This is a genomic window from Mycobacterium sp. (genome assembly GCF_965229265.1).
Taxonomy (GTDB): domain Bacteria; phylum Actinomycetota; class Actinomycetes; order Mycobacteriales; family Mycobacteriaceae; genus Mycobacterium.
Genome location: NZ_CBDDIY010000011.1, coordinates 666,154 through 689,466 on the forward strand (window position 1 = coordinate 666,154; position 23,313 = coordinate 689,466).

Consider the following 23,313-nt stretch of genomic DNA (forward strand, 5'->3'; position numbering starts at 1 on the left):
CCGCCGTACCGGGGCGGCGAAAGTTATGTTCGGGCATTGGTGGGCCACCGGGTCGAGCTGGACCCGGTGTTCACCCCGCGCACCCGCTGAGCGCAGGCGGGGCCGCCAGCTCAGGGATTGGGAAACAGCTGCGGGAACAGCTCGTGGAGCCGGCGGCGTAGATCGGGTTCGGTGTTCGGCTCGGCCGGGGGAATCACCGGCGGTGCGATCACCAGCGTGGAGGCGGTGGCGGTGATGCTGAACGATGTCGAAGGCGCAGCGGGCGGATCGGCCACCGGTGACGGTACAACCGACGGCGACGGTGACGGCGTGGTCGCCGTCGTCGTCGCGATGGGTGTCAGCGGAGGAGCCTGCTGGGCCGGCTTCGACGAATCGTCGGCAACGGTGATCACGGCGATCACCAGGACGGCGACGACCAGTGCTGCCAGCAACCCCAGCAGGGCGGTCGTCCAGCGTTGGCGCGGACTTCGGTCGGGCGTCCGGTGGCCCGGCTCGTCGAGGTCGACGGCGGGCAGGACGCGGGTTGTGTCGTCGAAGGAAATGGGTCCACCTCGCGTTCTCGTCGGCTCCAGCGTAGTGACGTGCGCCCCAACACCGGCGTGAACAGATCGTCGATCTTGTCTACACGGTCGCACGTCCGGCATGCTGCGGGGCGTCCCCGGGAATCGTGTTCAGGGTCGGGGTGAACCGCCGGCGAGCCTGGTCCAGCAGGTAGTGCGGGGTACTGATGGTGGCCATCAACGCTCCTCGATGGAAGGGGGACGGGCAGTCCGGGCCGGCCGACGTGTGGCCGGTACCACAGGTAGGCCTATCCTCACCAACATTCTTGACGCATGTCAAGTTTTCTTTCGGGCGTGGCGTGGTGCAAGGTGAACGGGTGACCGCCCGCCAGGACTCCGTCGAGGCGCCGCGCCGCCGCGGCGACAAGCAGCGGCATGCCATTGTCCAAGCCGTCCGCGAACTGCTCCAAGAAAAACCCTTCGCCGAACTGTCGGTCAGCACCATCAGTGACCGCGCCGGTGTCGCGCGCTCGGGCTTCTACTTCTACTTCGACTCCAAGTACGCCGTGTTGGCCCAGATTCTGGGTGAAGCCGGCCGGGAGCTGGAGGAACTCACCCATTCCTTCGCCCCCCGCGGAGCCGAAGAGACACCGACCGCGTTCGCCAAGCGGATGGTGCGCAGCGCCGCGGCGGTGTACGCCCACAACGACCCGGTGATGTCGGCGTGCAACGCCGCCCGCCACACCGACGCCGAGATCCGCGATCTGCTGGACGGTTTCATCGACAAGACCCTCAACCAGATCGTTCCGATCGTGCAGGCCGAGATCGGCAACGGCACCGCCGACCCGATCACCGACGACATCCAGGGTCTGGTGCGGACCCTCGTCGCCACGACCGCGTTCACCCTGTCCAGCGAGAGCCCGTTCATCGGACCCGACCGTGACATGGACCGGGCCGTGCGGATCCTGGAACAGCTGTGGCTGCACGCCCTCTGGGGTGGGCAGGTCGGCGACTAGTCCATGGTCGACAACTACGCGGGCAAGCGGGTGTTCATCACCGGCGCGGCCAGTGGCATCGGCCGGGCTACCGCCCTCCGGCTGGCGCGCGCGGGCGCGGAGTTGTATCTGACCGACATCAACGCCGACGGCCTGGCCCAGACCGTGGCCGACGCGCGGGCTCTGGGCGCCGACGTGCCGCAGCATCGGGCCCTCGACATCGCCGACTACCACGAGGTCGCGCAGTTCGCCGCCGACATCCACACCCGTCACGGCGCGATGGACATCGTGATGAACGTTGCCGGCATATCGGCATGGGGCACCGTCGAGCAGTTGACCCACCAGCACTGGCGGTCGATGGTCGACGTCAACTTGATGGGGCCCATCCACGTCATCGAGACGCTCCTTCCGCCGATGATGGCTGCCGGCCGCGGCGGGCACCTGGTCAACGTCTCCTCGGCGGCGGGCCTGGTGGCCCTGCCCTGGCATGCGGCTTACAGCGCCAGCAAGTTTGGGCTGCGGGGACTCTCGGAGGTACTGCGTTTTGACCTGGCCCGCCACCGCATCGGAGTGTCGGTGGTGGTCCCCGGCGCCGTCAACACCCCGTTGGTGGACACCGTGCACATCGCCGGCGTGGACCGCGAGCACCCGAAGGTGCAGCGGTGGGTCAGATTGTTCAGTGGCCATGCGGTGACCGCCGAGACGGTTGCCGACAAGATCCTGGCCGGGGTCGCCAAGAACCGCTACCTGATCTACACCTCGGCCGACATCCGGGCCTTCTATGCCTTCAAGCGGCTGGCGTGGTGGCCCTACAGTGTGGCGATGACCCGAGTGAACGTGTTCTTCACCCGGGCGTTGCGACCGCGCGGGGCGAACTTCCTGCCGCCGAAATAGCGGTTTCGGCGCGGTTTCGTTCGCTACGCGACGGAAAGCGCGCCGAAATCACAGTAATTCCAGGCGCACACCCACCCAGCAGGCGGACCGGGCGGTCGAGCTCGAATAGATCCAGCACCCGCAGTGCCGCGGCCGTGATGACGTCGGCGTCGGTACTTGGCCGTTCCAGCTTGCGGATCTTGGTGCGGGTGTAGAAGGTGTTGGTGCGCACCGTGACCGCCACTCGGGTGACCACCCGCTGCTGGGCCACCACATCGGCCAGCGCCTGACGGGCCAGGTCGACGACGGCGGCATCCATGTCGGCGCGCTCGGTCAGGTCGTGGGGAAATGTCGTTACGTGGCTGCGTGAGCGGGGAATCCACGGTTCGGCGCTGACCGTCGAGTCCCCGCCGCCCTTGGCCAGCAACAACAACCACAACCCGGTGCGGGGCCCGAATGCGGCGGTGAGGCGTTCGGCATCGGTGTGCGCCAGCTCCCACACGGTGGTGATGCCAAGGCCACCAAGCTTTTTCGCGGTCTTCGGCCCCACGCTCCACAGCGCGTCGACCGGCCGCGCGCCCATGACATCCATCCAGTTGGCGTCGGTGAGTTGGTACACGCCATCGGGCTTGGCGAATCCGGTCGCGACTTTGGCTCGCTGCTTGTTGTCGCTTATCCCCACCGAGCAGACCAGCCCGGTCTCGGCGGCGATGACCGTGCGGATCCGCTCGGCCAGCTCCACCGGATCGGCGACCCTGGCCCCGATGTAGGCCTCGTCCCAGCCCCAGACTTCGACGGGATGACCCAGATCGCGCAGTAGTCCCATCACCTGATCGGAGGCCTCGTCGTAGGCGGCCGGGTCGGAGGGCAGAAACGTCGCCTCCGGACACCGGCGTGCCGCGCTGCGCAACGGCATTCCGGCGTGCACGCCGTAACCACGGGCTTCATACGACGCGCAGGTCACCACCTTGCGGGCCTCGGTGGGATCGCCGCTGCCGCCGACGATGACCGGCAGTCCCACCAGTTCGGGATGGCGGCGCAGCTCGACCGAGGCCAGGAACTGGTCGAGGTCCACATGGAGGACCCAGTCGCGGGGCTCGGCGGTGCTCACTTCCCGCACAGCTTGCGGGCGACACCTTCCCAGGCGTCACCGAGGCTGTCCAGGGTCTGGCCGCGATCGAGGAGTTGGTGGGTGACGTAGTCGGCGTCGAGAAGGGCCAGTAGTGCATCGGCTTGGGCGTCGAGATCGCCGGTAGTTCCCGCGGCGGCCAGCAGGACCCGAATGTGGGTGTGCTGGACCGCGAATGGGGCGCTGTAGCGGGTTTCGGGGTCACGGTTGGTCTCGGAGAGCAGGGTGCGGTGGGTCTGGACGAACCGCAGTCGCTCGCGTCCGAAGGCCACCAGGCGATCCAGCGGCGGGGCGTCGGGACCCAGTGGCGGGGGCCCGAACAGAAACGCCTGTTGGATGGCGTGCTCATCCTCGTCGAGCAGCGCCATCATCAGCCCGGCCCGGCTGCCGAAGCGGCGGAACACGGTGCCCTTGCCCACGCCCGCAGCGGCGGCGATATCGTCCATCGAGACGGCGTCGGCGCCCCGCTCGGCGATCAGGGTGCGGGCGGCGTCGAGCAGCAGCAGCCGGTTACGGGCGGCGTCGCCACGTTCCTGCGGCGCGGAGACCGGCAGTTCTTTGGCTCGGCCGATGGCGCTCACTCCGACATTTTAGCTCAGCGGGAAATAAACCGGACCATGGTCCGGTTGTGTCGTGCGAGGATCGGGACGACGGAAGGATTGCAGACATGACAGATGTCAACGTGCTTGTTCTGGTGGGGAGCCTTCGGGCCGCATCGGTGAACCGCCAACTCGCTGAGGTTGCGGCGGAATCGGCTCCCGAGGGCGTCGCCGTGGCCCTGTACGAGGGTTTGGGCGACCTGCCGCACTACAACGAGGACATCGACACCGAGGACGCGCACCCCGCGGTGGCCGCGCTGCGTGCCGCGGCCGCTGAGGCTGACGCGGCGCTGGTGGTCACTCCTGAATACAACGGCAGCATTCCCGGTGTGCTGAAGAACGCCATCGACTGGTTGTCGCGGCCTTACGGCAACGGTGCGCTCAAAGACAAGCCGCTGGCGGTCATCGGGTCGGCGCTGGGCCAGTACGGCGGGGTGTGGGCGCACGACGAGACCCGCAAGTCGTTTGGGATCGCCGGTCCGCGCGTCGTGGAGAGCGTGAAGCTGTCATTGCCGGCGACTGCGCTCGACGGCAAGCATCCCCGCGAGAATGCCGAGGTGGCCGCCGCGGTGCGCGACGTGGTCGGCAAGCTCGCCGCCGAGGTGGGCTGATCGCGGTCAGGCATTCGACAGTGCGGCCCGCGTGCTCGAGCGCGCGGGCCGCACTGTCGTTGGGTGCGGCGGGCGCGCTGTCCTGGCTCTGAGGGTGCGGTCGCGGCGTCGATTGTCGGTGCCCGGTGATAGACCTGAGCCTGGTATCGGTGTCCGGCGTGTTGTGAGATGCGACACGCCGGATCCGGAGCCGGTTAGGTGGTTACGACCAGGGAATTTCAGAAATGTTATTCAGAACATGTTGTAGCTCTTCTCGCTGTCGGCCACTAGGTGTAGTGTCTGAGACGCCGACAGACCCGAGAGTCACAGGTCCGCCGGAGCGCCCGAATCGGAGCTGAGATGCCGGTTCGAGCGGCTTCGCTGGGCAGGAATTTCGACGTCCGAAAGCTCGCTGAAAGTTTGTGAGTGCCTGCGCACAGCCTGTCCTGTGACCGACCTGAGTCCATCTCCATGTTTCGCTGAGGAGCCACACCGCAGATGACCATCACCGTCTACACCAAGCCCGCCTGCGTGCAGTGCAACATGACCTACAAGGCCCTGGACAAGCAGGGCCTCACCTACGACGTCGTCGATATCAGCGAGGACGCCGATGCCCGCGACTACGTGATGGCGATGGGGTACCTGCAGGCGCCGGTCGTGGTTGCCGGCGGCGACCACTGGTCCGGCTTCCGGCCTGATCGCATCAAGGCCCTCGCCGGCGCCGCGCTGAGCGCCTAGCGGGCCCGGGCGCCACTGGGGAGTGTGATGAATCCGGATGGCAGCCCGAGCCTCGGCCGCCCGGGGCGGCTGGTGTACTTCTCCAGCGTTTCGGAGAACACCCACCGCTTCGTGCAGAGGCTAGGCCTGCCCGCTATCCGGATTCCGCTGCATGACCGGATCGAGGTTCACGAGCCCTACGTGCTGCTGCTGCCGACCTACGGCAGGGGCAGGGGCGACAGCCCGACCTACGACGCCAAGGGGTATGTGCCTAAGCAGGTCATCGCCTTCTTGAACAACCCACACAACCGGTCTTTGATCCGTGGCGTGATCGGAGCCGGCAACACCCAATTCGGTGCCGAGTATTGCTTTGCGGGGGCGCTGGTCTCCCACAAATGTCAGGTGCCGTTTCTGTATCGCTTCGAAATGATGGGGACCGCCGAGGACGTGGAAGCCGTTCGTGCGGAACTCACCGAATTCTGGAAGGACAAGGACACGTGCCACCAACGGTCACAGCTGCAGAGCCTGTAGCGTCGACGCACGCGTTGCCGGGGGAGACCGACTACCACGCCCTCAACGCGATGCTGAATCTGTACGACGCGAACGGCAAGATTCAGTTCGACAAGGACGTCCTGGCCGCGCGCCAGTACTTCTTGGAACACGTCAACCAGAACACCGTGTTCTTCCACAACCAGGACGAGAAGCTCGACTATCTGGTTCGTGAGAACTACTACGAGCGTGAGGTTCTCGACCAGTACGCCCGCAACTTCGTCAAGTCGCTGCTGGATCGCGCCTACGCCAAGAAGTTCCGGTTCCCGACCTTCCTCGGCGCGTTCAAGTACTACACGTCGTACACGCTGAAGACCTTTGACGGGAAGCGCTACCTGGAGCGGTTCGAGGACCGCGTGGTGATGGTGGCGCTCACCCTGGCCGCCGGCGACACCACGCTGGCCGAGAAGCTGGTCGACGAGATCATCGACGGCCGGTTCCAGCCGGCCACCCCGACGTTCCTCAACTCCGGCAAGAAGCAGCGCGGCGAGCCGGTCAGCTGCTTCCTGCTGCGCATCGAGGACAACATGGAGTCGATCGGTCGCTCGATCAACTCCGCGCTGCAGCTGTCCAAGCGCGGTGGCGGAGTTGCGTTGCTGCTGACCAACATTCGTGAGCACGGCGCGCCGATCAAGAACATCGAGAATCAGAGCTCGGGTGTCATCCCGATCATGAAGCTGCTGGAGGACTCGTTCTCCTACGCCAACCAGCTCGGCGCACGCCAAGGTGCCGGTGCGGTCTACCTGCACGCCCACCACCCCGACATCTACCGCTTCCTGGACACCAAGCGGGAGAACGCCGACGAGAAGATCCGGATCAAGACGCTCTCGCTGGGTGTGGTGATCCCCGACATCACCTTCGAACTGGCTCGCAAGAACGAGGACATGTACCTGTTCTCGCCCTACGACGTCGAGCGCGTCTACGGGGTGCCGTTCGCCGACATCTCGGTCACCGAGAAGTACTACGAGATGGTCGACGACGCCCGGATCCGCAAGACCAAGATCAAGGCGCGCGAGTTCTTCCAGACGCTGGCCGAGCTGCAGTTCGAGTCCGGCTACCCGTACATCATGTACGAGGACACGGTGAACCGGGCCAACCCGATCGAGGGCAAGATCACGCACTCGAACCTGTGCTCGGAGATCCTGCAGGTCTCCACGCCGTCGGAGTTCAACGACGACCTGTCGTATTCCAAAGTGGGCAAGGACATCTCCTGCAACCTCGGCTCGCTGAACATCGCCAAGGCGATGGATTCGCCGGACTTCGGCCAGACCATCGAGGTGGCGATCCGGGCGCTGACCGCGGTCAGTGACCAGACCAACATCACCTCGGTGCCCTCCATCGAGCAGGGCAACCACGACGCGCACGCCATCGGCCTCGGGCAGATGAACCTGCACGGATACCTGGCGCGGGAACGGGTCTACTACGGATCCGACGAGGGTATCGACTTCACCAACATGTACTTCTACACGGTGCTCTACCACGCGCTGCGGGCGTCGAACAAGATCGCCATCGAGCGCGGGACGACGTTCAAGGGCTTCGAGAAGTCGAAGTACGCCAGCGGGGAGTTCTTCGACAAGTACACCGAGCAGGTGTGGGAGCCGGCAACCGACAAGGTGCGCCAGCTGTTCGCCGAGGCGGGCATTCGCATTCCAACGCAGGAGGATTGGCGGCGGCTCAAGGAATCGGTGCAGACCAACGGCATCTACAACCAGAACCTGCAGGCTGTTCCGCCGACCGGATCGATCTCCTACATCAACCACTCGACCAGCTCCATCCACCCGGTGGCGAGCAAGATCGAGATCCGCAAGGAAGGCAAGATCGGCCGCGTCTACTACCCGGCGCCGTACCTGACGAACGACAACCTTGAGTACTACCAAGACGCGTACGAGATCGGCTACGAGAAGATCATCGACACCTATGCCGCGGCCACCCAGCACGTGGACCAGGGCCTGAGTCTGACGCTGTTCTTCAAGGACACCGCCACCACCCGCGACGTTAACAAGGCGCAGATCTACGCCTGGCGCAAGGGAATTAAGACGCTGTACTACATCCGGCTCCGCCAGATGGCGCTGGAGGGCACTGAGGTGGAGGGTTGCGTCAGCTGCATGCTGTGAGCTGAGCGCCAACAGAACACAGGCCAGGGAATTATCCCTGGCCTGTGTTCTTTCCGGGGTAGATGGCGTACCCGAGGGCTACTGCGATGATGGCGAACTTGACCGAGGCAGCGACCTGTGCGATGCGAGCGTTCGTTGCGATATCCCGCCGGTCGAGCACGCGCAGGAGCGCGACGCCCTCGATCGCGTCGCCCGCGACCGCACCCGCGGTCAGGGCCGATAGCCAGACCGGATGACCCCGGCGTCGCCGCCTACGGTCGATGAGCAATGCCATCACGATTCCGTAGCTCGTCATGTAGCCGAAGTCGAGCCACATCGACCTGCGGGCCGCGCGCATGCCGCCCTCACCCCACCGGGCCATGATGTCCTCGGCCTTGGCGGCTGAGCCTGCCAGTTCGAACGGGATGATGCCGGGTCCGCCGGTGGCCTGCATCTGACGATCCAACCGCAGCATCACCGCGGAGTAGGCCACATAGCCGGCGGTGGCCACTGCGATCCGATGCTCACGTACCCATTTGGGGAGATAGGTCATAGGGGGCAGGGTACGGCTCGTCGCATCGAGTCAGAACTGGGAGCGAGATTGAAGGCTAAATATTCGCTCTTAGTTCTGAATCAACGGCTTCGAGCCTTCAGCCGCCGTTCCTCGCTCAGCACCGCCTGGTAGCTCTCGCGCTCGGCGATCAGCCACTCGGGCTTCTCCTCGAGCAGCTGGTTGATCTGCTCGGTGGTCAACGCTTCGGTGACGCCGCCGCGCGTGAGACCCGAGATCGAGACGCCCAGCTTGGCTGCCACCAGATTCTTCGGGTGCGGCCCGTTCTTGCGCAGGTCTTTGAGCCACTGCGGCGGGTCCTCCAGCAGGGCGGCAAGCTCGTCGCGGGTGATCGCGTTCGCCTGGAACTCCGCAGGCGTCGCGGGCAGGTACACGTCCAACTTCTTGGCCGCCGTGGCGGGCTTCATGGACTGCGCGTTCGGCCTGCTCATGCCAACAGCGTATCGGTAGCCTGAGGCGGTGACCGAGCTCTGCCTCACCGTCGGCTACGTCCCCGGCGTGACACCGGCGAAGTGGGCTCGGACCTGGGCGCAGCGCCATCCCGATGTCCCGCTGCCGTTGCACGCGCTGCCCGCAGCTGACGCGGCCGACGCCGTGCGGGCCGGCACCGTCGACGTGGCGTTGCTCCGGCCGTCGTCGGATACGTCGGGGTTGGCCCTCATCTCGCTCTACGACGAGACCACGGTGGTCCTGGTGCCCACCGATCACCTGCTGTGCGCCGCCGACGAGGTGAGCCGCGCCGACCTTGCGGGCGAACCGACCCTGCTGCCGCTCGACGACGTCGTCGCCTGGGCGGACGCTCCCGGCATCCCGGTCGATCACCGGCCTGAGAGCACCAAGGACGCAACAGAACTCGTTGCGGCGGGGATGGGCGCGCTCATCGTTCCGCAGTCGCTGGCTCGGCTGTATCACCGCAAGGACCTCACCTACCGTCCGATCACCGACGCGCCCACCTGCCCGGTGGCGCTCGCTGTCCCCGGAGGGCAGCAGTCGCCCCTGGTCGAGGAGTTCATCGGCATCGTGCGGGGACGCAAACCCAGTTCATCGCGCGGCCAGACCCAGCCGGCGCCCAAACGCACCGCACGGGAAAAGACGCTCGCCAAGCAGGCCGCCCGTGCCGCCGCAGGCAAGGTCGCCCGCAAGCCGGGCGATCGGGGGAGGCGCTGAGACAACCCGTCGTGCGATGTCACGCATCTCCGAAAAAGCGGCGCCAGCCGTAACGGCACATCCTTGCGGATAGTCGAGCCCTGACCGCCCGCACGCCCCTGCCCTGACCGCCTGCCTCGTCGAAGCGACGACAGCCATCGGGGGAGTGCTGCACGACATCGTGCTGGAGGTCCTTCTGTTGCCGCGCGAGACCTCTATGCGATATCGGCGCTGCAGCAGTCGCGATGTCGTGCAGGTTTCGGCCCTAGAGTTCGCCGGAGAAGTCCGCGGTGATCCAGCGATCAGGTCTGATGTGGAACAACACGCTGTCTTGTTCTTCCAGGGAGTCCACGAAGGCGGGACCTGCCTCGGGCCCCAGATACCGCACCGCGATCTCCTCGCGCGCATCGCGCGGTGACGGGATGATGGTGTCCACCACGGTGCCCTCCACCACGACATACTGGTACGGCAACTCCTCGCGCTGCACCACCAGGGTCACCGCACCGGCCTGCTCGATGAGCCGGGACTTGCGCGAGTGCGCCCCGGTATTGACTCGGATCAATCCGCCCGGATGGTAGTCATACCAAATCGGTGCACTCGCCGGCGGTCGCTGCCCAGTGGGGTCCGCAACGGACAGCACCGCCACGTGCTTGGCGGCCAGGAACTGCTCACGGTCGTCTGAAGAGAAGGGCTTCACCTCAGGAGCGAACTCACGATGTCACTCAGGTTATTCCGACGACCGCCGTGCACCGGTCCGGCAGTGACCATTGCTAGGACGTGCTGGCAGTTGTTGTAGGACGAGCTTCACCGACCGAAAGCAGCAGATGACCCCGATACAGTCGTCGTGCCGCATCGGCGCGCGTTTCGAGCCGGATTGGCCAGCCGAGGAGCTGCCCGAGTTTGCCCGGTGGATCGAAGAACTCGGCTACGACGAGCTCTGGTTCAGTGAGGATCTGCCGTGGGCCGGTGGCCTGGTGATGGCGGCGACCGCTCTCGCGTGCACACAGCGACTCTGCGTGGGAGTGGGGCTGATACCGGCCGGAACCCGAAACGTCTCCACCCTCGCCATGGAGGTGGCCGCTCTCGCGCGACTTGCCCCGGGACGGCTTTCGATTGCGATCGGGCACGGTGTCTCAGCCTGGATGGAGCAGATCGGCGCACGATCGGGTACGCCGCACGCGGTGTTGGAGGAAACCACCGTCGCTCTGCGCCGGTTACTCCGCGGCGACACGGTGTCGGTTGAGGGCAGGCACGTCCGACTCGACGACGTGCGACTGGGCTTTCCTCCGGCGGTCGTTCCGCCGATTTTGCTCGGTACCACCGGACCCAGGGGACTCCAGATGGCCGGCCGATGCGGTGACGGCGTCGTGTTGCCCGAAGTCTGTACGCCCGAGGCCGTGCGCTGGTCCAGGTCGACAATGAACTCCGACGGGGCCACCGTCGTGTTCGCCATGCTCAACGTAGCCGACGACCCTGCCGCCGCACTCGCTCAGACCCGGACCAAGATCCTGCCAATCCTCGAGCTGGGCATCTATCCGCGGATGACCGAGATTGCCGGGCTTGGTGTCGACGGCAGGGCAGAACTCACCGACACTGCCCTACATGCGATGGCCGCCACGGGCACACCTACCGATTGTGCACGCGCGGTTGAACGTTGGACACAAGCCGGTGCCGACTGCGTCGTCCTGGTCGCTGGCGGCCCAGACCCTGGCGGGAGTTATCAGCGCTTCGCCCGCGAGGTCATGCCGCTGATTCGCGCCTCGGCGTGACTGCTGGATTCGGCCGGTCTTTCGCCTCGACCTCGAGCAGTGTCAGGCGTCTGCCATCTCGGTGAGTGCGGCGTCGAACAACCTCTGCGACGTCAGGCGGGCTGTCTCGCGGCGCGTACGTGATGGCCGATCCACCCGGAGACACGACACCAGATGTGGTGATCATCGCCTCCGGCAGCGAAATCGTCCTGGCGTTGGACGCTCGGGAACTGCTCTCGGAAGCCGGAATCGGTGAGCATGCCGCCACACGTGACCGCCAGGGTCAGCGTTGAAGCGGCCACCGGGTTCGGGTGGGAACGTCACGTGGGACCTCCGGGTCGAATCGTCGCGATGGATGGCTTCGGCGCCTCCGGCCCGGGGCCGGATCTCAGTCGGCATTTCGCTTCACCGCTGAGAACGTTGCCCGCACCGTGCGAGAATTGATTGGCATCTGAGCAATTACGTGGAGCGCTTGTCGAGACCAGACCTTCGATGCGCGCGAAATGAACGGTCAGCGCCCGCGTAGCGTCCTACCGCCACGCCCTGTACGCCTCCAGTGAGGCCGTGATGACAGCGCTCGTCCCGAGCCTGGCACCCGAGGCCGCTTCCAAGGCGCCGATGGGCACACTCCGCAGCAGCGCTAGCGGCAAGCAATAGGTGTCGGCCTTGCACGAGAAGAACCTGCTTTGCGTGACACCCACGACTGCAAGTGATGTCGCCCCGCGGCTAACGTGAGGTATGACCTCAGCGATGCCGGCGGCGTTCATCGGGCACGGCAGCCCGATGAACGCCCTTGAACTCAACCGGCATACCTCGGCGTGGCAGGCATTCGGTCAATCAGTTCCGAAACCGCGGGCCATCCTGGTGGTAAGCGCGCACTGGTACATCAATGCCACCGCCGTGACGGCGATGGCGATGCCGCGCACCATCCACGACTTCTACGGCTTTCCCGCCGACCTTTTCGCAGTCCAGTACCCGGCTCCGGGATTACCGGAATTGGCCGGGGAGATCGCCGAGGTGGTCAAGCCGACCTGGGTGGGTGCCGACGTCGACAGCTGGGGCATCGACCACGGGACGTGGTCGGTGTTGGTGCACGCCTTCCCGGATGCGTCGGTGCCGGTGGTGCAGCTGTCCGTCAACGCCTACCAGTCCCTCGAGTATCACCTCGAGCTGGGCGCCAAGCTGGCGGCGCTGCGTGAGCGCGGGGTGCTCATCCTCGGCAGCGGCAACGTCGTGCACAACCTGGCCGGTATGGATCCGGCGCTGGCGGACAAGGGATTCGGCTGGGCACAGCGCTTCGACGACGAGGCGCGCGCGCAGCTACTGAACGACCCCGCGGATGCCGTCCGGCTGCGTGAGCACGCCGACTACGCCGCCGCGGTGCCCACCCCGGATCACTTCCTCCCAATGCTGTACTTCGCCGGGCTGGCCGCCGCCGGCGGCGGCACCGTCGAAGTGCTCACCGAGGGCTGCGCGTACGGCTCACTGTCGATGACGTCGTACACGGTGGGGCTCGGCCAGACCGCCACGCAGTGACTTAGCCGATCAGCTCGGACCAGAACCGCACCGTCGACGTCGCCGGCTGCGCTGCGCCGGGATCGGGATGTCCGAACTCGCGCCCGATATAAGCGGAAAGGTCACTGCTGCAGCACTTTACGTCGGACTGATACACCGATAGCACGGGGTGGCCGGAACTACCTGCGCCAGCGGGAAGGTAGTGATTCGATTGCACCGGTACCAGCTGCGGCGCCCGGGCCAAGTGGTAGTTCGCGCTGCGCAGTGCGTCCTTCATCCGGGGCGGGCGGACACCCCAGGCGGCGGGCCAAAACTCCCGCCACTCGACTGCGAACAGAATTCCGTCGACGGGCAGCCGCACCTGCATTTGCAGGCTCCGGCGCGCAGCGTCCCGCCAGTCGGGCCATGAATCACCAACCGGCAGACCAGAGGCCAGAAATGATCGATGGTCGTCGGCGAACTTGAAACCGAACTCGTCCTCGATGCGGGTCAGTTCATCCTCGGTGAGCCCACGCGCCATCGGCACCGTGCCGATGGCGGCGAGCCGTCGGGACGCCTTGACGCCGATCCGGGCGCCGTCGGCGAGCATCAGCCGCGGCCTAGGTGTGCTGCGGGCTTTCCTGCTTCTTGTACAGCGACCTGAGCAGGAATTCGCGGAAGGTGTGGTTGTCGAGCAACTTCAGTCCCGTCTCGGAGACCTTGGGATAGCCGGCGAGCTTGTTGAAGAAGCGTCCCCTCTTGTACTCGCGGCCCCACGCCGCTTCCATCCGCAGCTGGTAGTTGGTGAAGTCGTCGGGCCCACCGTTTTCCAGTGCCGCCATCGCGCACTCACCGGCAGCGAGGCCGGATTCGAGTGCTTTGGAGATACCCGCGCCGGACACCGGCTTGCCGGCACCCAGCGAGTCGCCGGTGAACAGCACCCCGGGACGCCACGGCGGCCAGGCGGTGAAGCCCATCGGCAGTCGCCAGGCTCGAACCGTCTTGTTCTTCTTCAGTTCCTCGACCGACGGCAGCTCCCACTCGCGCGGCAGGCTGCTCAGGAAGTCGCCGAAGAAATGGGTGGCGTTGATCGACTGCCAATTCTTGTAGCTGTTGACATAGCCAAGCCCGATGTTGAACCGGCCGCCGCCCATCGGGAAAATCCAGCCGTAGCCCGGCAACTGGTCACCCTGGAACAGCAGCTTGAGGTAGATCTCGAAGCGGTCGGAGTCCGGCCGGTTGGCGTGCATCTCCGACCGGATGGCGATGGCCGAGTAGCCGTTGTAGTCCGAGTCGATCTTGAGCGCCCGCTTGATCGGGGAGTAGGCCCCGTCGGCCGCGATGACCGCGTCGCCGTAGACCTTCTCGCCGCTCTTGAGCACCACCCCGACCACCCGGCCGCGCTCGTCGAACTCAGGGCCGGCGACCTCACAGCCCTGACGCACGACCGCCCCGGCTGACTCGGCGTGCTTGAGCAGCAAGGTGTCCAGTTCGGTGCGGCTGGCCGTGTGACCGTGGTCGGGCATGCCGGGGCGCTTCGGGAACGACAGTTCCCACTCCGAGGGGCTGTACACCGTCACGCCGCTGATGCGGTGGAACTGGGACACCTCGTGGGCCAGGCCCATCTTCTGCAGGTAGCTGACCGCGCGTGCGGTCAGGCCGTCGCCGCAGGGCTTGTCCCGCGGGAAGACCGCCTTGTCGAGGACCACCACTTTCGCGCCGGTCTGCGCAGCCTGCCAGGCTGCTGCGGATCCCGATGGCCCCCCGCCGGCTACCACCAGGTCGAATCGCTCGGTCACTACGTCTCGTCTCGCGTCGATGGTCGGATCCCAACGATGTTATCCGAGAACGCCGCGCCGCTCCGAGTCGCGGACGGTGACATGAGTGTGATCCCGCGCAGGCGACCCAGGTCAGCGCACCTGGGCAGGTACAGTGCTTGACGTGCGCAGAGTGCCCCGATCGCGATCCGGCGCCGAGCCCGCAAAGGTCGACGCCCGCAGTGAACGCTGGCGCGAGCACCGTAAGAAGGTGCGCGCGGAAATCGTCGACGCCGCCTTCCGGGCCATCGACAAGCGCGGCCCCGATGTCAGCCTGCGCGAGATCGCCGAGGAAGCCGGCACCGCCAAGCCGAAGATCTATCGGCACTTCACCGACAAGTCCGACCTGTTCCAGGCCATCGGCAAGCGGCTGCGCGACATGCTCTGGGCCGCCATCTTCTCCAACCTCGACTTCGCCACCGACCCCACCCGCGAGGTCGTCCGCCGCAGCGTCGCCGAGTACGTGAGCCTGGTCGAGCAGCACCCCAACGTGCTGAGGTTCATGCTGCAGGGCCGATTCCCCGAGCAGTCGGAATCCACGCAGCGCGCGCTCAACGAGGGCCGCGAGATCACCATGGCGATGGCCGAGATGTTCAACAACGAGCTGCGTGAAATGGAGCTGGACCCGGCCGCGCTGCAGCTGGCGGCCGCGGCCACCTTCGGGTCGGCCTCCGCGGCCACCGACTGGTGGCTGGGCCCCAACCCCGACAGCCCGCGACGGATGGCCACCGACGAGTTCGTCAACCACCTGACCACGATCATGCTCGGCACCGTCAACGGCACCGCTGAACTGCTGGGCATCCAGCTCGATCCCGACCGGCCGGTATCCAACGCGGTGCCGCGGCGCGCGGCCGCGGGCTGAGCGGCCCCTGATTCGCGGCCGGAAGACCCGTCACCCGATACCGCCGGTATTAGGTACTTTGGTGGGATGACCCTTGTCGAATCCGCCACCGAGGCCGATATCTCCGCACCCCCGGTGCGCACCCGCGCCCTGGTCATCGGGACCGGGTTCTCCGGTCTTGGCATGGGCATCGAACTGCAGCGCCGCGGGGTCGACTTCCTGATTCTGGAGAAGGCCGACGAGATCGGCGGGACCTGGCGCGACAACAGCTATCCCGGCTGCGCCTGCGACATCCCGGCGCACATGTACTCGTTCTCCTTCGAACCCAAACCCGACTGGACCTACATGTGGTCTTTCCAGCCGGAGATCCTCGACTATCTGTTGGGCGTCACCGACAAATACGGGCTGCGGCGCTATATCCACTTCGGTGCCCACGTCGACCGCGCCCACTGGGACGACGCCGAGTCCCGCTGGCATGTGTTCACCAAGGACGGCCGCGAGTACATCGCGCAGTTCCTCATCTCCGGTGCCGGTGCGCTACACATCCCGGCCATCCCCGAATTCGAAGGGCGCGACGACTTCACCGGCGCGGCATTCCACTCCGCGCAGTGGGACCACGGTGTCGATATCTCCGGCAAGCGCGTCGCCGTCATCGGCACCGGCGCCAGCGCGATCCAGATCGTGCCCGAGATCGTTGGCCAGGTGGCCGAGCTGCAGCTCTACCAGCGCACTCCGGCGTGGGTGATGCCGCGGCCCAACAACGCGATCCCGGCCCGCTTGCGCGCGGTGTTCGCCACCGTCCCCGGCGCCCGGGCATTGCTGCGCGACGGCATCTACTGGGCGCACGAAACCGTCGGCTTCGCCACGACCCGGCGTCCGGCCTTGCTGAAGATCGGTGAGCTGCTGGGCACGTGGAACATCCGCCGCCACGTCCGTGACCGTGACTTGCGACGCCGCCTGACTCCGGACTATCGGGCCGGCTGCAAGCGAATCCTCAACTCCGACACCTACTACCGCGGTGTCGTCGACCCGAAGACGACGCTGGTGACCGAGCGGATCGCCCGCATCACCCCGACCGGCATCGTCACCGCCGATGGTGTGGAGCGTGCGGCCGACGTCATCGTGTTCGCGACCGGTTTCCACGTCACCGACTCCTACACCTACGTCGACATCAAAGGCCCGGGCGGCGAGGACCTGGTGGATCGGTGGAACCGGGAGGGTGTGCAGGCTCATCGCGGGATCGCCGTCGCCGACATGCCGAACCTGTTCTTCCTGCTCGGGCCGAACACCGGCTTGGGGCACAACTCGGTGGTGTTCATGATCGAGTCGCAGATCCGCTACGTCGGGCAGGCGATCGCCGCCGTCGACAAGGCGGGAGCACAGGCCCTGGCGCCCACCCGGCCAGCCCAGGACGCGTTCAACGCCGAGTTGCAGCACCAGCTCGAGCGCACGGTGTGGAGTACCGGCGGCTGTAGCAGCTGGTATCTCGACGAGCACGGCAAGAACCGTGCCCTGTGGAGCGGCATGACGTGGCAGTACTGGCTGGCCACCCGCGCACTGAAGCGGTCGGAGTACGCCTTCTCCGGGTGAGCGGCCCGACACGCCGAGGTGGTTCACGGCGCGCGCCGGACCTGTGCGTTCGATGGCCGGAAAACACAAAGTGTTGTGCTGGCACCGGTTGTCGGACCCCAGGGGTAGTGTTTTGGTCGTCAGCCGGAAACGGGCATACATCGTGGTGAAGTGGGGTTTCGGTGGCCGAAGGAGCGAAGCTGATCGACCGGGCGACGGCGATCAACTGGAACCGTGTCGTTGACGAGAAGGACGCCGAGGTCTGGGATCGCTTGACCGGCAACTTCTGGTTGCCCGAGAAGGTTCCGCTGTCCAACGACCTGCCCTCGTGGAACACGCTGACCCCCGCCGAGAAGGAACTCACGATGCGGGTCTTCACCGGGCTGACGCTGCTGGACACCATCCAGAGCACGGTCGGGTCGGTGAGCATGATCCCCGACGCGATCACCATGCATGAAGAGGCCGTGCTGACCAACATCACGTTCATGGAGTCGGTGCACGCCAAGAGCTACAGCTCGATCTTCTCGACGCTGTGCTCCACCACCGACATCGACGAGGCCTTCCGCTGGTCAGAAGAGAACCCCAACCTGCAGCGCAAGGCGCAGATCATCCTCGACTACTACCACGGTGACGACCCGCTCAAGCGCAAGATCGCCTCGGTATTCCTCGAAGCGTTCCTGTTCTACTCCGGCTTCTACCTGCCGATGTACTGGTCGAGCCGGGCCAAGCTCACCAACACCGCCGACCTGATCCGGCTGATCATCCGCGACGAGGCCGTGCACGCGTACTACATCGGCTACAAGTTCCAGAAGGGTTACGCGCTGGAGACCGACGAGCGCAAGCAGGAGCTCAAGGACTACGCCTACGAACTGCTGTACACGTTGTACGACAACGAAGTTGAGTACACCCAGGATCTCTACGACCAGGTCGGGCTGACCGAGGACGTCAAGAAGTACCTGCGCTACAACGCCAACAAGGCGTTGATGAACCTGGGCTTCGAGGCACTGTTCCCGCGTGACGAGACCGAGGTGAACCCGGCGATCCTGTCGGCGCTCTCACCCAACGCCGACGAAAACCACGACTTCTTCTCGGGTTCGGGATCGTCTTACGTCATCGGCAAGGCCGTCGTCACCGAGGACGAGGACTGGGAGTTCTAGGCCCTCACGGGCAGGTGTCGGTCAGCGGAAACGGGTTGACGGCGAGCGTTTTCGTGATCCTGTCCACCAGCCAGAGCGCGCCGGGGTTACTCAACGCCGCCCGATAGGCGGCGGTGGCCGGCGCACCGTTGAGGTACCCGCACGCCACGGACCGGCTTTGGCTGCTCGGCACCAGAAAGCTCGCCGGTGGCGGGCCGGGCCAGGTCGTGGTGGCCGTTGTGGTGGCCGCTCCCGATCCCACGTCGTAGACGGTGACGCGGTCCGGTGCGTACGGGACCGAGGCCGCACCCGCGGCCAGGTCGGCGGCGGTGTCGATCACCCACCGCAGCGTCGCCCTCGCCCGCCGCTGGTCGGGGCTCAGGTCGTCGTCGAACTGGTCGTGGAACGCGTACACGCTCACCGTGGCCAGATCGCGCTCGCCGTGGACCGCCACCGTCGTCGTGTCCATGTCGGTGACGAGGGGTTGGCCGAAGTCCGTGTCGGGGTTGATGATTCCGCGTGATTCGACCGCCGCGGCGAAGGCGGAGACGGCAGCTGGATCGATGCGGCTGAGTGCGTAACGAACGGGAGTTACGTCCCCAGAGGTGTTCGGCACAGCCGACAGGATCCGGCCGTCACCGTAGACGACCAGCGATGGCGACTCCAGGGCGTACACGACTGGTGGCACCAGACCGCCCCCGGAGGAGACCTTAAACACCACCTGGTCGGCCGGCAGCCCACCGCTGGCCACTGCGCTCGGACTGCCACCGAACACCATCGCCAGTCCCGCCAGCAGCACGCCCACTATCCGCATCCGGGCACCGCGCACGGCAACCCCCTCCCGTCGAGTGACTATCCCGACAGATTGAACCCGCCCCCGCCGCCGTAGATCGCCAACGAAACAAGCAACGTCACCGACACGACCGCCACCAGCGACGTCCGCACGGCGTCGCCCGTCGCGATCCCGACTCCGGATGGTCCGCCGGATGCGAAGAACCCGAAGTACGTGTGGATCAACAGGATCGCCATGGCCATCAGGATGGCCTGGAGGAAGGACCACAGCAGGTCGATCGGATTCAGGAAAGTGGCGAAATAGTGTTCGTAGAGCCCCGCCGACTGTCCCAGCAGGGCGACGGTGGTGTAGCGACTGGCCAGGAAGGACAGGATGACGGCCACCGCGTAGAGCGGGGTGATGGACACCATGCCGGCAGCGATGCGGGTGCTCACCAGGAATGCGATCGGCCGGATCGCCATGGCTTCCAGCGCATCGATCTCCTCGTTGACCCGCATGGCGCCCAGCTGGGCGGTCACCCCGGCGCCGAAAGTGGCCGCCAGCCCGATCCCGGCGACCACCGGCGCGGAGATCCGGACATTGATGAACGCCGCCAAGAACCCGGTGAGTGCTTCGATACCGATGTTGCCGAGCGAGCTGTAGCCCTGCACCGCCAGGGTGCCCCCGGTGGCCAGGGTCAGGAATCCGACGACCACCAGCGTTCCGCCGATCATCGCCAAAACACCGGCGCCCATGCTGATCTCGGCGATCAGACGGATCACTTCACTGCGGTAATAGCGGACGGCGTAGGGAACGCCGGCAATTGCTTTGCCGTAGAACAGTGCCTGGTCGCCGATCCGGCCCAGGATGAACCAGGGGCGTTCCAGAGCGCGGGTCACCCGCGGGAAGACGGCGCGATGAGTCACCGGCGCCGCCCGACGTCAGCGAGACGGTCGCAGCCAACGCTCAAGCCGCGTCGCCGACGTTTTCGTGCCACCTAGCTCAAGGTCCTCGCCTGCCCGGTCGCGTTCTAGGGCCGTTCGTCCCGGCTGCGCGCGCCGAAGGGCTCTCCGCCGGGGGACCGCGCGGTGAATAGGGGGTGAATCAGCGGCGAACTGTGCCGCCGCTGCTGGCGCGTGATGACGCCAACCGAGACACTGGGGACCGTGACCGCTACGTCGCTCGTCCACTCGATCATCAACTGGCTGCGTGCCGGCTACCCCAATGGCGTACCCGGCCCTGACCGGGTGCCGCTGCTGGCGCTGCTTCGCGCCACCCCCCTGACTGAGGACCAGGTCAAGGAGGTCGTCGCTCACCTGACCGCGCCGGACTCACCTGCACTGGCTGACGGCGAGATCAACGAGGACGAGATCGTCGAATTCATCAAGGACGTCAGTCACCACGACGCCGGTCCGGAGAACGTCAAGCGCGTCGCATCCACGCTGGCCGCGGCCGGGTGGCCGCTGGCCGGCGTGAATAACGACAGCGTCGAGGACTGACCGCTAGGCGGTGCGCAGCGACTCGGTATCGATGACGAAGCGATACCGCACGTCGCTGGCCAGCACCCGCTCGTAGGCCTCGTTGATGTAGTCGGGGGCGATGATCTCGATCTCGGGGGCGACGCCGTGCTCGGCGCAGAAGTCCAGCATCTCCTGGGTTTCGGCAATGCCGCCGATCATCGAACCCGACAGGCTGCGACGCCCGCCGGCCAGCGGGAAGGCCGGGACCTGCATCGGATGCTCGGGGATGCCGAGTTCGACCAGGGTGCCGTCGACGGCGAGCAGGCCCAGGTATTTGCCCATATCGAGGTTGGCCGACACCGTGTTGAGAATCAGGTCGAAGTGGCCGGCCAGCTTCTTGAAGGTGTCGGGGTCGCTGGTGGCGTAGTACGCATCGGCGCCGAGCCGCAGCCCGTCCTCCATCTTCTTCAGCGACTGGCTCAACACCGTCACTTCGGCGCCCATCGCGTGGGCCAGCTTGACACCCATGTGTCCCAGCCCACCCAGACCGATGACGGCGACCTTCTTACCGGGACCGGCATTCCAGTGCCGCAGCGGTGAGTACAGCGTGATGCCGGCGCACAGCAGCGGCGCCGCGGCGTCGAGTGCGATGGTGTCCGGGATGCGCAGGACGTAGTTCTCATCGACGACGATCTCGCCGCTGTAGCCGCCGTAGGTCGGCTGGCCGTCGCGTCCGACCGCGTTGTAGGTGCCCACCATGCCGGTGCCGGTGCAGTACTGCTCGAGCCCGGCGTTGCAGTTGTCGCACTCGCGGCACGAGTCGACGAAACAGCCGACGCCGACGTGGTCGCCAACCTTGTAGGCGGTGACGTCGCTGCCGACCTCGGTGACCACACCGGCGATCTCGTGACCGGGTACGACGGGGTAGTTCGGCTGACCCCATTCGGCCCTGACGGTGTGGATGTCGGAGTGGCAGATGCCGGCAAAGTGGATGTCGAACCGAACGTCGTGCGGGCCGACATCGCGGCGGGTGATCTCGGTCTTGGTCAGCGGTTCCGTGGCGGAAGTGGCTGCGTAGGCGGTGACTGTGCTCATGGTGTCCTCGTGTTCGCGTTTCAGGCAGTACTGATCAATCAGCGGTATCGGAATAGAGGTGTCGCAACGCTGCGACCCAAAGGGATAACCCCGGAACGGGGGTGGCTAATCCCGCTTAACCAGATTTATAACCCGGCTGCGCGAATTCCGCCGTTGAAGGACAACCGTTGGTAGCTGACGATCCCGGCCAGGGTGTACGGGTCGCGGTCGATGACGTCCTGTGCCTCCTCGGCGGTGATATCGCCGGTGATCAGCACGCCGCCGGCGCCCGATTCCTGGCGACCGGCGAGCAGGATGCGCCCCGCGGCGACCTCGTCGTTCAACCAGGCCAGGTGAGCGGGACGGGCCTGCTCGATGACGTCGATCGGCTTCTCGTAGGTGATGGTCAGCACATGGAACACGGCTGGCAACGCTACACCGAGCGCCCGTCAGTTGATCGGGGCGTTGAGCCAGCGCAGATCGTCGAGGATGCCGCGAGCGGCGATCAGGCCCTGCCCGCCCTGCCACACCTCGTTGTTGACGATGAACACCCGGTTGTCGCGATTGGCTGACAGCTTGCGCCACGGTGCACTGTCGAGAATCGCCGATGCGCGGTCCTTGGCCGCCGGCGAGGCGAAGGACAGGTAGACGATGTCGCCGTCGGCGGCAGAGAAGTCCGCCCCGCGGTCCAGGTCGGTGTCGGTGGTGCCGATCTCGATGAAGAGCTTGTCGGTGAACCGCTGTGCGGCAGGGCGATCGACGCCGACGTCGGCCAGCACCGAGGCCGCGAAGTTGTCTGCGCCGTAGACCCGCATCGTGGAATCGGTGAACTGCACCACCGAGGCCTGGAAGTGCGGCGCGTCGACGGTGTTGCCGATCCGGTCGGCCCGATCGGTGAACTCGGCGATCAGGTCGCCGGCCGCCTCCGAGCGGGCGGTTGCCGCGCCGACCGTGCGCAGGTTGTCCTGCCACTTGGCGCCGGGGGCGTCGGTGAAAACGGTCGGGGCGATCGCGGACAGTTCTTGGTAGCCCTGCGGGGTGAGCGCCTGGGAGCCCAGGATCAGGTCCGGTTTGGCGGCGGCGATCGCGACGAGGTCGGGCGCGCTGCGGGACCCGGCGCCCGGAAGATCGTGGATGACGGTCCCCATGTACGAGGGTTGGGCGACGGCGCCGTCGGGCAGCGCGGCCGCCACGATCCGGGACTGCAGCCCCAGCGCGCACAGTGCGTCAAGTTCGTCGCCGGCAAGCACGACGATGCGCTGTGGGTCCGGGACCACCGCGGTTTCTCCGGCGGCATGGCGTACCGGTCCCGGTGGTGCAGGGTCGAGCCGGGCCGGCTCAGCGGCGCAGGACTCGTCGGGGCGGCGCTGGTTGCCCAGCACCCCGGCGCCGGCGATCTTGGTTGTGCTGGTGACCAGGCTGCGTGACGCGGCCGGCGCGGGGGATTGGGACGAACCCGAACATCCGCTCATCGCCGTCATGGCCACGGCCGCCAGCACAGCCGAGGCGGCCATGACGGCACCGGGACGCACACCGCGGATCAGCACGACGCCGACGGTAACACTGCGCGCTGGCACCACCGCTGAGCTGCGGCCGAGGGAGGTGCGGTGGCGAATACGACAGAATGTAGGACCCAGGCC

At 66.3% G+C, this 23,313-nt stretch carries 27 protein-coding genes and 1 pseudogene; 15 read left to right on the forward strand and 13 right to left on the reverse strand.

All coding sequences use genetic code 11. From position 1 onward, the window contains the following. Window positions 1-110 precede the first annotated feature (110 nt). On the reverse strand, window positions 111-635 hold the full coding sequence (locus ADBZ9K_RS15675) for a hypothetical protein (protein ID WP_526621982.1): 525 nt from the start codon (window positions 633-635) through the stop codon (window positions 111-113). A gap of 242 nt (window positions 636-877) precedes the next feature. Between ADBZ9K_RS15675 and ADBZ9K_RS15680 the strand changes: the two genes are divergently transcribed. Then, complete coding sequence (locus ADBZ9K_RS15680; RefSeq protein ID WP_526621984.1) at window positions 878-1,516, forward strand: TetR/AcrR family transcriptional regulator; 639 nt, start codon at window positions 878-880, stop codon at window positions 1,514-1,516. A gap of 3 nt (window positions 1,517-1,519) precedes the next feature. Then, window positions 1,520-2,389, forward strand: coding sequence for an SDR family oxidoreductase (locus ADBZ9K_RS15685; RefSeq protein WP_526621986.1), 870 nt, complete (start codon window positions 1,520-1,522; stop codon window positions 2,387-2,389). 73 nt (window positions 2,390-2,462) lie between these two features. On the opposite strand, the pseudogene ADBZ9K_RS15690 reads toward ADBZ9K_RS15685, so the two are convergent. Both ADBZ9K_RS15690 and ADBZ9K_RS15695 read right to left on the reverse strand, forming a co-directional pair. Further along, window positions 2,463-3,479: pseudogene (locus tag ADBZ9K_RS15690) on the reverse strand (DNA polymerase IV); the annotation flags it as partial. Next, window positions 3,476-4,078 (reverse strand): TetR/AcrR family transcriptional regulator, encoded by a 603-nt coding sequence (locus ADBZ9K_RS15695; protein ID WP_526621988.1) that lies wholly within the window; start codon window positions 4,076-4,078, stop codon window positions 3,476-3,478. The gene ADBZ9K_RS15695 and the pseudogene ADBZ9K_RS15690, both read right to left, overlap by 4 nt. Before the next feature lie 86 nt (window positions 4,079-4,164). Between ADBZ9K_RS15695 and ADBZ9K_RS15700 the strand changes: the two genes are divergently transcribed. From ADBZ9K_RS15700 to nrdE, 4 genes are all read left to right on the forward strand, one after another. Next, a complete protein-coding gene (locus ADBZ9K_RS15700) occupies window positions 4,165-4,707 on the forward strand; it encodes an NADPH-dependent FMN reductase (protein WP_526621990.1) in 543 nt (180 codons plus the stop codon). Window positions 4,708-5,184: 477 nt separating this feature from the next. After that, window positions 5,185-5,424 (forward strand): redoxin NrdH, encoded by a 240-nt coding sequence (locus ADBZ9K_RS15705; RefSeq protein ID WP_526621991.1) that lies wholly within the window; start codon window positions 5,185-5,187, stop codon window positions 5,422-5,424. A 27-nt stretch (window positions 5,425-5,451) separates the two neighbouring features. Continuing rightward, window positions 5,452-5,934 carry a class Ib ribonucleoside-diphosphate reductase assembly flavoprotein NrdI gene (nrdI, locus tag ADBZ9K_RS15710; RefSeq protein ID WP_526621993.1) on the forward strand — a complete coding sequence of 161 codons (483 nt, stop codon included), beginning with the start codon at window positions 5,452-5,454 and terminating at the stop codon, window positions 5,932-5,934. Next, window positions 5,901-8,066: a class 1b ribonucleoside-diphosphate reductase subunit alpha gene (gene nrdE, locus ADBZ9K_RS15715; protein WP_526621995.1), complete on the forward strand. Its 2,166-nt coding sequence runs from the start codon at window positions 5,901-5,903 to the stop codon at window positions 8,064-8,066. Before nrdI ends, nrdE begins: the two co-directional genes overlap by 34 nt. Window positions 8,067-8,097: 31 nt before the next feature. On the opposite strand, the gene ADBZ9K_RS15720 is transcribed toward nrdE, so the two are convergent. Next, window positions 8,098-8,598, reverse strand: coding sequence for a hypothetical protein (locus tag ADBZ9K_RS15720; RefSeq protein ID WP_526621997.1), 501 nt, complete (start codon window positions 8,596-8,598; stop codon window positions 8,098-8,100). 80 nt (window positions 8,599-8,678) lie between these two features. Then, entirely contained in the window at window positions 8,679-9,047 is a 369-nt protein-coding gene (locus tag ADBZ9K_RS15725; RefSeq protein ID WP_526621999.1) for a DUF5997 family protein, read from the reverse strand. Between the two features lie 28 nt (window positions 9,048-9,075). On the opposite strand from ADBZ9K_RS15725, the gene ADBZ9K_RS15730 reads away from it, so the two are divergent. Beyond that, window positions 9,076-9,783 carry a LysR family substrate-binding domain-containing protein gene (locus ADBZ9K_RS15730; protein WP_526622000.1) on the forward strand — a complete coding sequence of 236 codons (708 nt, stop codon included), beginning with the start codon at window positions 9,076-9,078 and terminating at the stop codon, window positions 9,781-9,783. A 244-nt stretch (window positions 9,784-10,027) separates the two neighbouring features. Here ADBZ9K_RS15730 and ADBZ9K_RS15735 read toward each other — a convergent pair whose 3' ends face one another. Beyond that, window positions 10,028-10,459: a pyridoxamine 5'-phosphate oxidase family protein gene (locus ADBZ9K_RS15735; RefSeq protein WP_526622002.1), complete on the reverse strand. Its 432-nt coding sequence runs from the start codon at window positions 10,457-10,459 to the stop codon at window positions 10,028-10,030. 127 nt (window positions 10,460-10,586) lie between these two features. On the opposite strand from ADBZ9K_RS15735, the gene ADBZ9K_RS15740 reads away from it, so the two are divergent. The 4 genes from ADBZ9K_RS15740 (at window position 10,587) to ygiD (ending at window position 13,046) form a co-directional block, all read left to right on the forward strand. Then, window positions 10,587-11,531 (forward strand): LLM class flavin-dependent oxidoreductase, encoded by a 945-nt coding sequence (locus tag ADBZ9K_RS15740; protein WP_526622004.1) that lies wholly within the window; start codon window positions 10,587-10,589, stop codon window positions 11,529-11,531. 122 nt (window positions 11,532-11,653) lie between these two features. Next, complete coding sequence (locus ADBZ9K_RS15745) at window positions 11,654-11,803, forward strand: hypothetical protein (RefSeq protein WP_526622006.1); 150 nt, start codon at window positions 11,654-11,656, stop codon at window positions 11,801-11,803. Continuing rightward, window positions 11,769-11,954 (forward strand): transketolase-like TK C-terminal-containing protein, encoded by a 186-nt coding sequence (locus ADBZ9K_RS15750; protein WP_526622693.1) that lies wholly within the window; start codon window positions 11,769-11,771, stop codon window positions 11,952-11,954. Before ADBZ9K_RS15745 ends, ADBZ9K_RS15750 begins: the two co-directional genes overlap by 35 nt. A gap of 306 nt (window positions 11,955-12,260) precedes the next feature. Next, a complete protein-coding gene (ygiD, locus tag ADBZ9K_RS15755) occupies window positions 12,261-13,046 on the forward strand; it encodes a 4,5-DOPA-extradiol-dioxygenase (RefSeq protein WP_526622695.1) in 786 nt (261 codons plus the stop codon). 1 nt (window position 13,047) lies between these two features. Here ygiD and ADBZ9K_RS15760 read toward each other — a convergent pair whose 3' ends face one another. Further along, window positions 13,048-13,614 carry a hypothetical protein gene (locus ADBZ9K_RS15760; protein WP_526622007.1) on the reverse strand — a complete coding sequence of 189 codons (567 nt, stop codon included), beginning with the start codon at window positions 13,612-13,614 and terminating at the stop codon, window positions 13,048-13,050. 10 nt (window positions 13,615-13,624) lie between these two features. Next, window positions 13,625-14,803 carry an NAD(P)/FAD-dependent oxidoreductase gene (locus tag ADBZ9K_RS15765; protein WP_526622009.1) on the reverse strand — a complete coding sequence of 393 codons (1,179 nt, stop codon included), beginning with the start codon at window positions 14,801-14,803 and terminating at the stop codon, window positions 13,625-13,627. A gap of 142 nt (window positions 14,804-14,945) precedes the next feature. Here ADBZ9K_RS15765 and ADBZ9K_RS15770 point away from each other — a divergent pair, with 142 nt between their 5' ends. The 3 genes from ADBZ9K_RS15770 to nrdF all read left to right on the forward strand — a co-directional run bounded on the left by ADBZ9K_RS15770 (window position 14,946) and on the right by nrdF (window position 18,388). Beyond that, window positions 14,946-15,683 carry a TetR/AcrR family transcriptional regulator gene (locus tag ADBZ9K_RS15770; RefSeq protein WP_526622010.1) on the forward strand — a complete coding sequence of 246 codons (738 nt, stop codon included), beginning with the start codon at window positions 14,946-14,948 and terminating at the stop codon, window positions 15,681-15,683. A gap of 66 nt (window positions 15,684-15,749) precedes the next feature. After that, window positions 15,750-17,252 carry a flavin-containing monooxygenase gene (locus ADBZ9K_RS15775; protein ID WP_526622011.1) on the forward strand — a complete coding sequence of 501 codons (1,503 nt, stop codon included), beginning with the start codon at window positions 15,750-15,752 and terminating at the stop codon, window positions 17,250-17,252. A 161-nt stretch (window positions 17,253-17,413) separates the two neighbouring features. After that, window positions 17,414-18,388, forward strand: a complete 975-nt coding sequence (gene nrdF, locus ADBZ9K_RS15780; RefSeq protein ID WP_526622013.1) for a class 1b ribonucleoside-diphosphate reductase subunit beta — start codon at window positions 17,414-17,416, stop codon at window positions 18,386-18,388. Between the two features lie 4 nt (window positions 18,389-18,392). Here nrdF and ADBZ9K_RS15785 read toward each other — a convergent pair whose 3' ends face one another. Both ADBZ9K_RS15785 and ADBZ9K_RS15790 read right to left on the reverse strand, forming a co-directional pair. After that, window positions 18,393-19,181 (reverse strand): hypothetical protein, encoded by a 789-nt coding sequence (locus ADBZ9K_RS15785; protein WP_526622015.1) that lies wholly within the window; start codon window positions 19,179-19,181, stop codon window positions 18,393-18,395. Window positions 19,182-19,219: 38 nt separating this feature from the next. Continuing rightward, window positions 19,220-20,065: an MlaE family ABC transporter permease gene (locus ADBZ9K_RS15790; protein WP_526622017.1), complete on the reverse strand. Its 846-nt coding sequence runs from the start codon at window positions 20,063-20,065 to the stop codon at window positions 19,220-19,222. A 213-nt stretch (window positions 20,066-20,278) separates the two neighbouring features. Between ADBZ9K_RS15790 and ADBZ9K_RS15795 the strand changes: the two genes are divergently transcribed. Next, window positions 20,279-20,638, forward strand: a complete 360-nt coding sequence (locus tag ADBZ9K_RS15795) for a DUF3349 domain-containing protein (RefSeq protein ID WP_526622019.1) — start codon at window positions 20,279-20,281, stop codon at window positions 20,636-20,638. Window positions 20,639-20,641: 3 nt separating this feature from the next. Here the strand turns inward: ADBZ9K_RS15795 and ADBZ9K_RS15800 are convergent, their stop codons facing one another. The 3 genes from ADBZ9K_RS15800 to ADBZ9K_RS15810 all read right to left on the reverse strand — a co-directional run bounded on the left by ADBZ9K_RS15800 (window position 20,642) and on the right by ADBZ9K_RS15810 (window position 23,220). Beyond that, on the reverse strand, window positions 20,642-21,694 hold the full coding sequence (locus tag ADBZ9K_RS15800) for an NAD(P)-dependent alcohol dehydrogenase (protein WP_526622021.1): 1,053 nt from the start codon (window positions 21,692-21,694) through the stop codon (window positions 20,642-20,644). 125 nt (window positions 21,695-21,819) lie between these two features. Then, window positions 21,820-22,095 carry a YciI family protein gene (locus ADBZ9K_RS15805; protein WP_526622023.1) on the reverse strand — a complete coding sequence of 92 codons (276 nt, stop codon included), beginning with the start codon at window positions 22,093-22,095 and terminating at the stop codon, window positions 21,820-21,822. A 27-nt stretch (window positions 22,096-22,122) separates the two neighbouring features. Continuing rightward, complete coding sequence (locus ADBZ9K_RS15810; protein ID WP_526622025.1) at window positions 22,123-23,220, reverse strand: iron-siderophore ABC transporter substrate-binding protein; 1,098 nt, start codon at window positions 23,218-23,220, stop codon at window positions 22,123-22,125. Window positions 23,221-23,313: the final 93 nt, after the last annotated feature.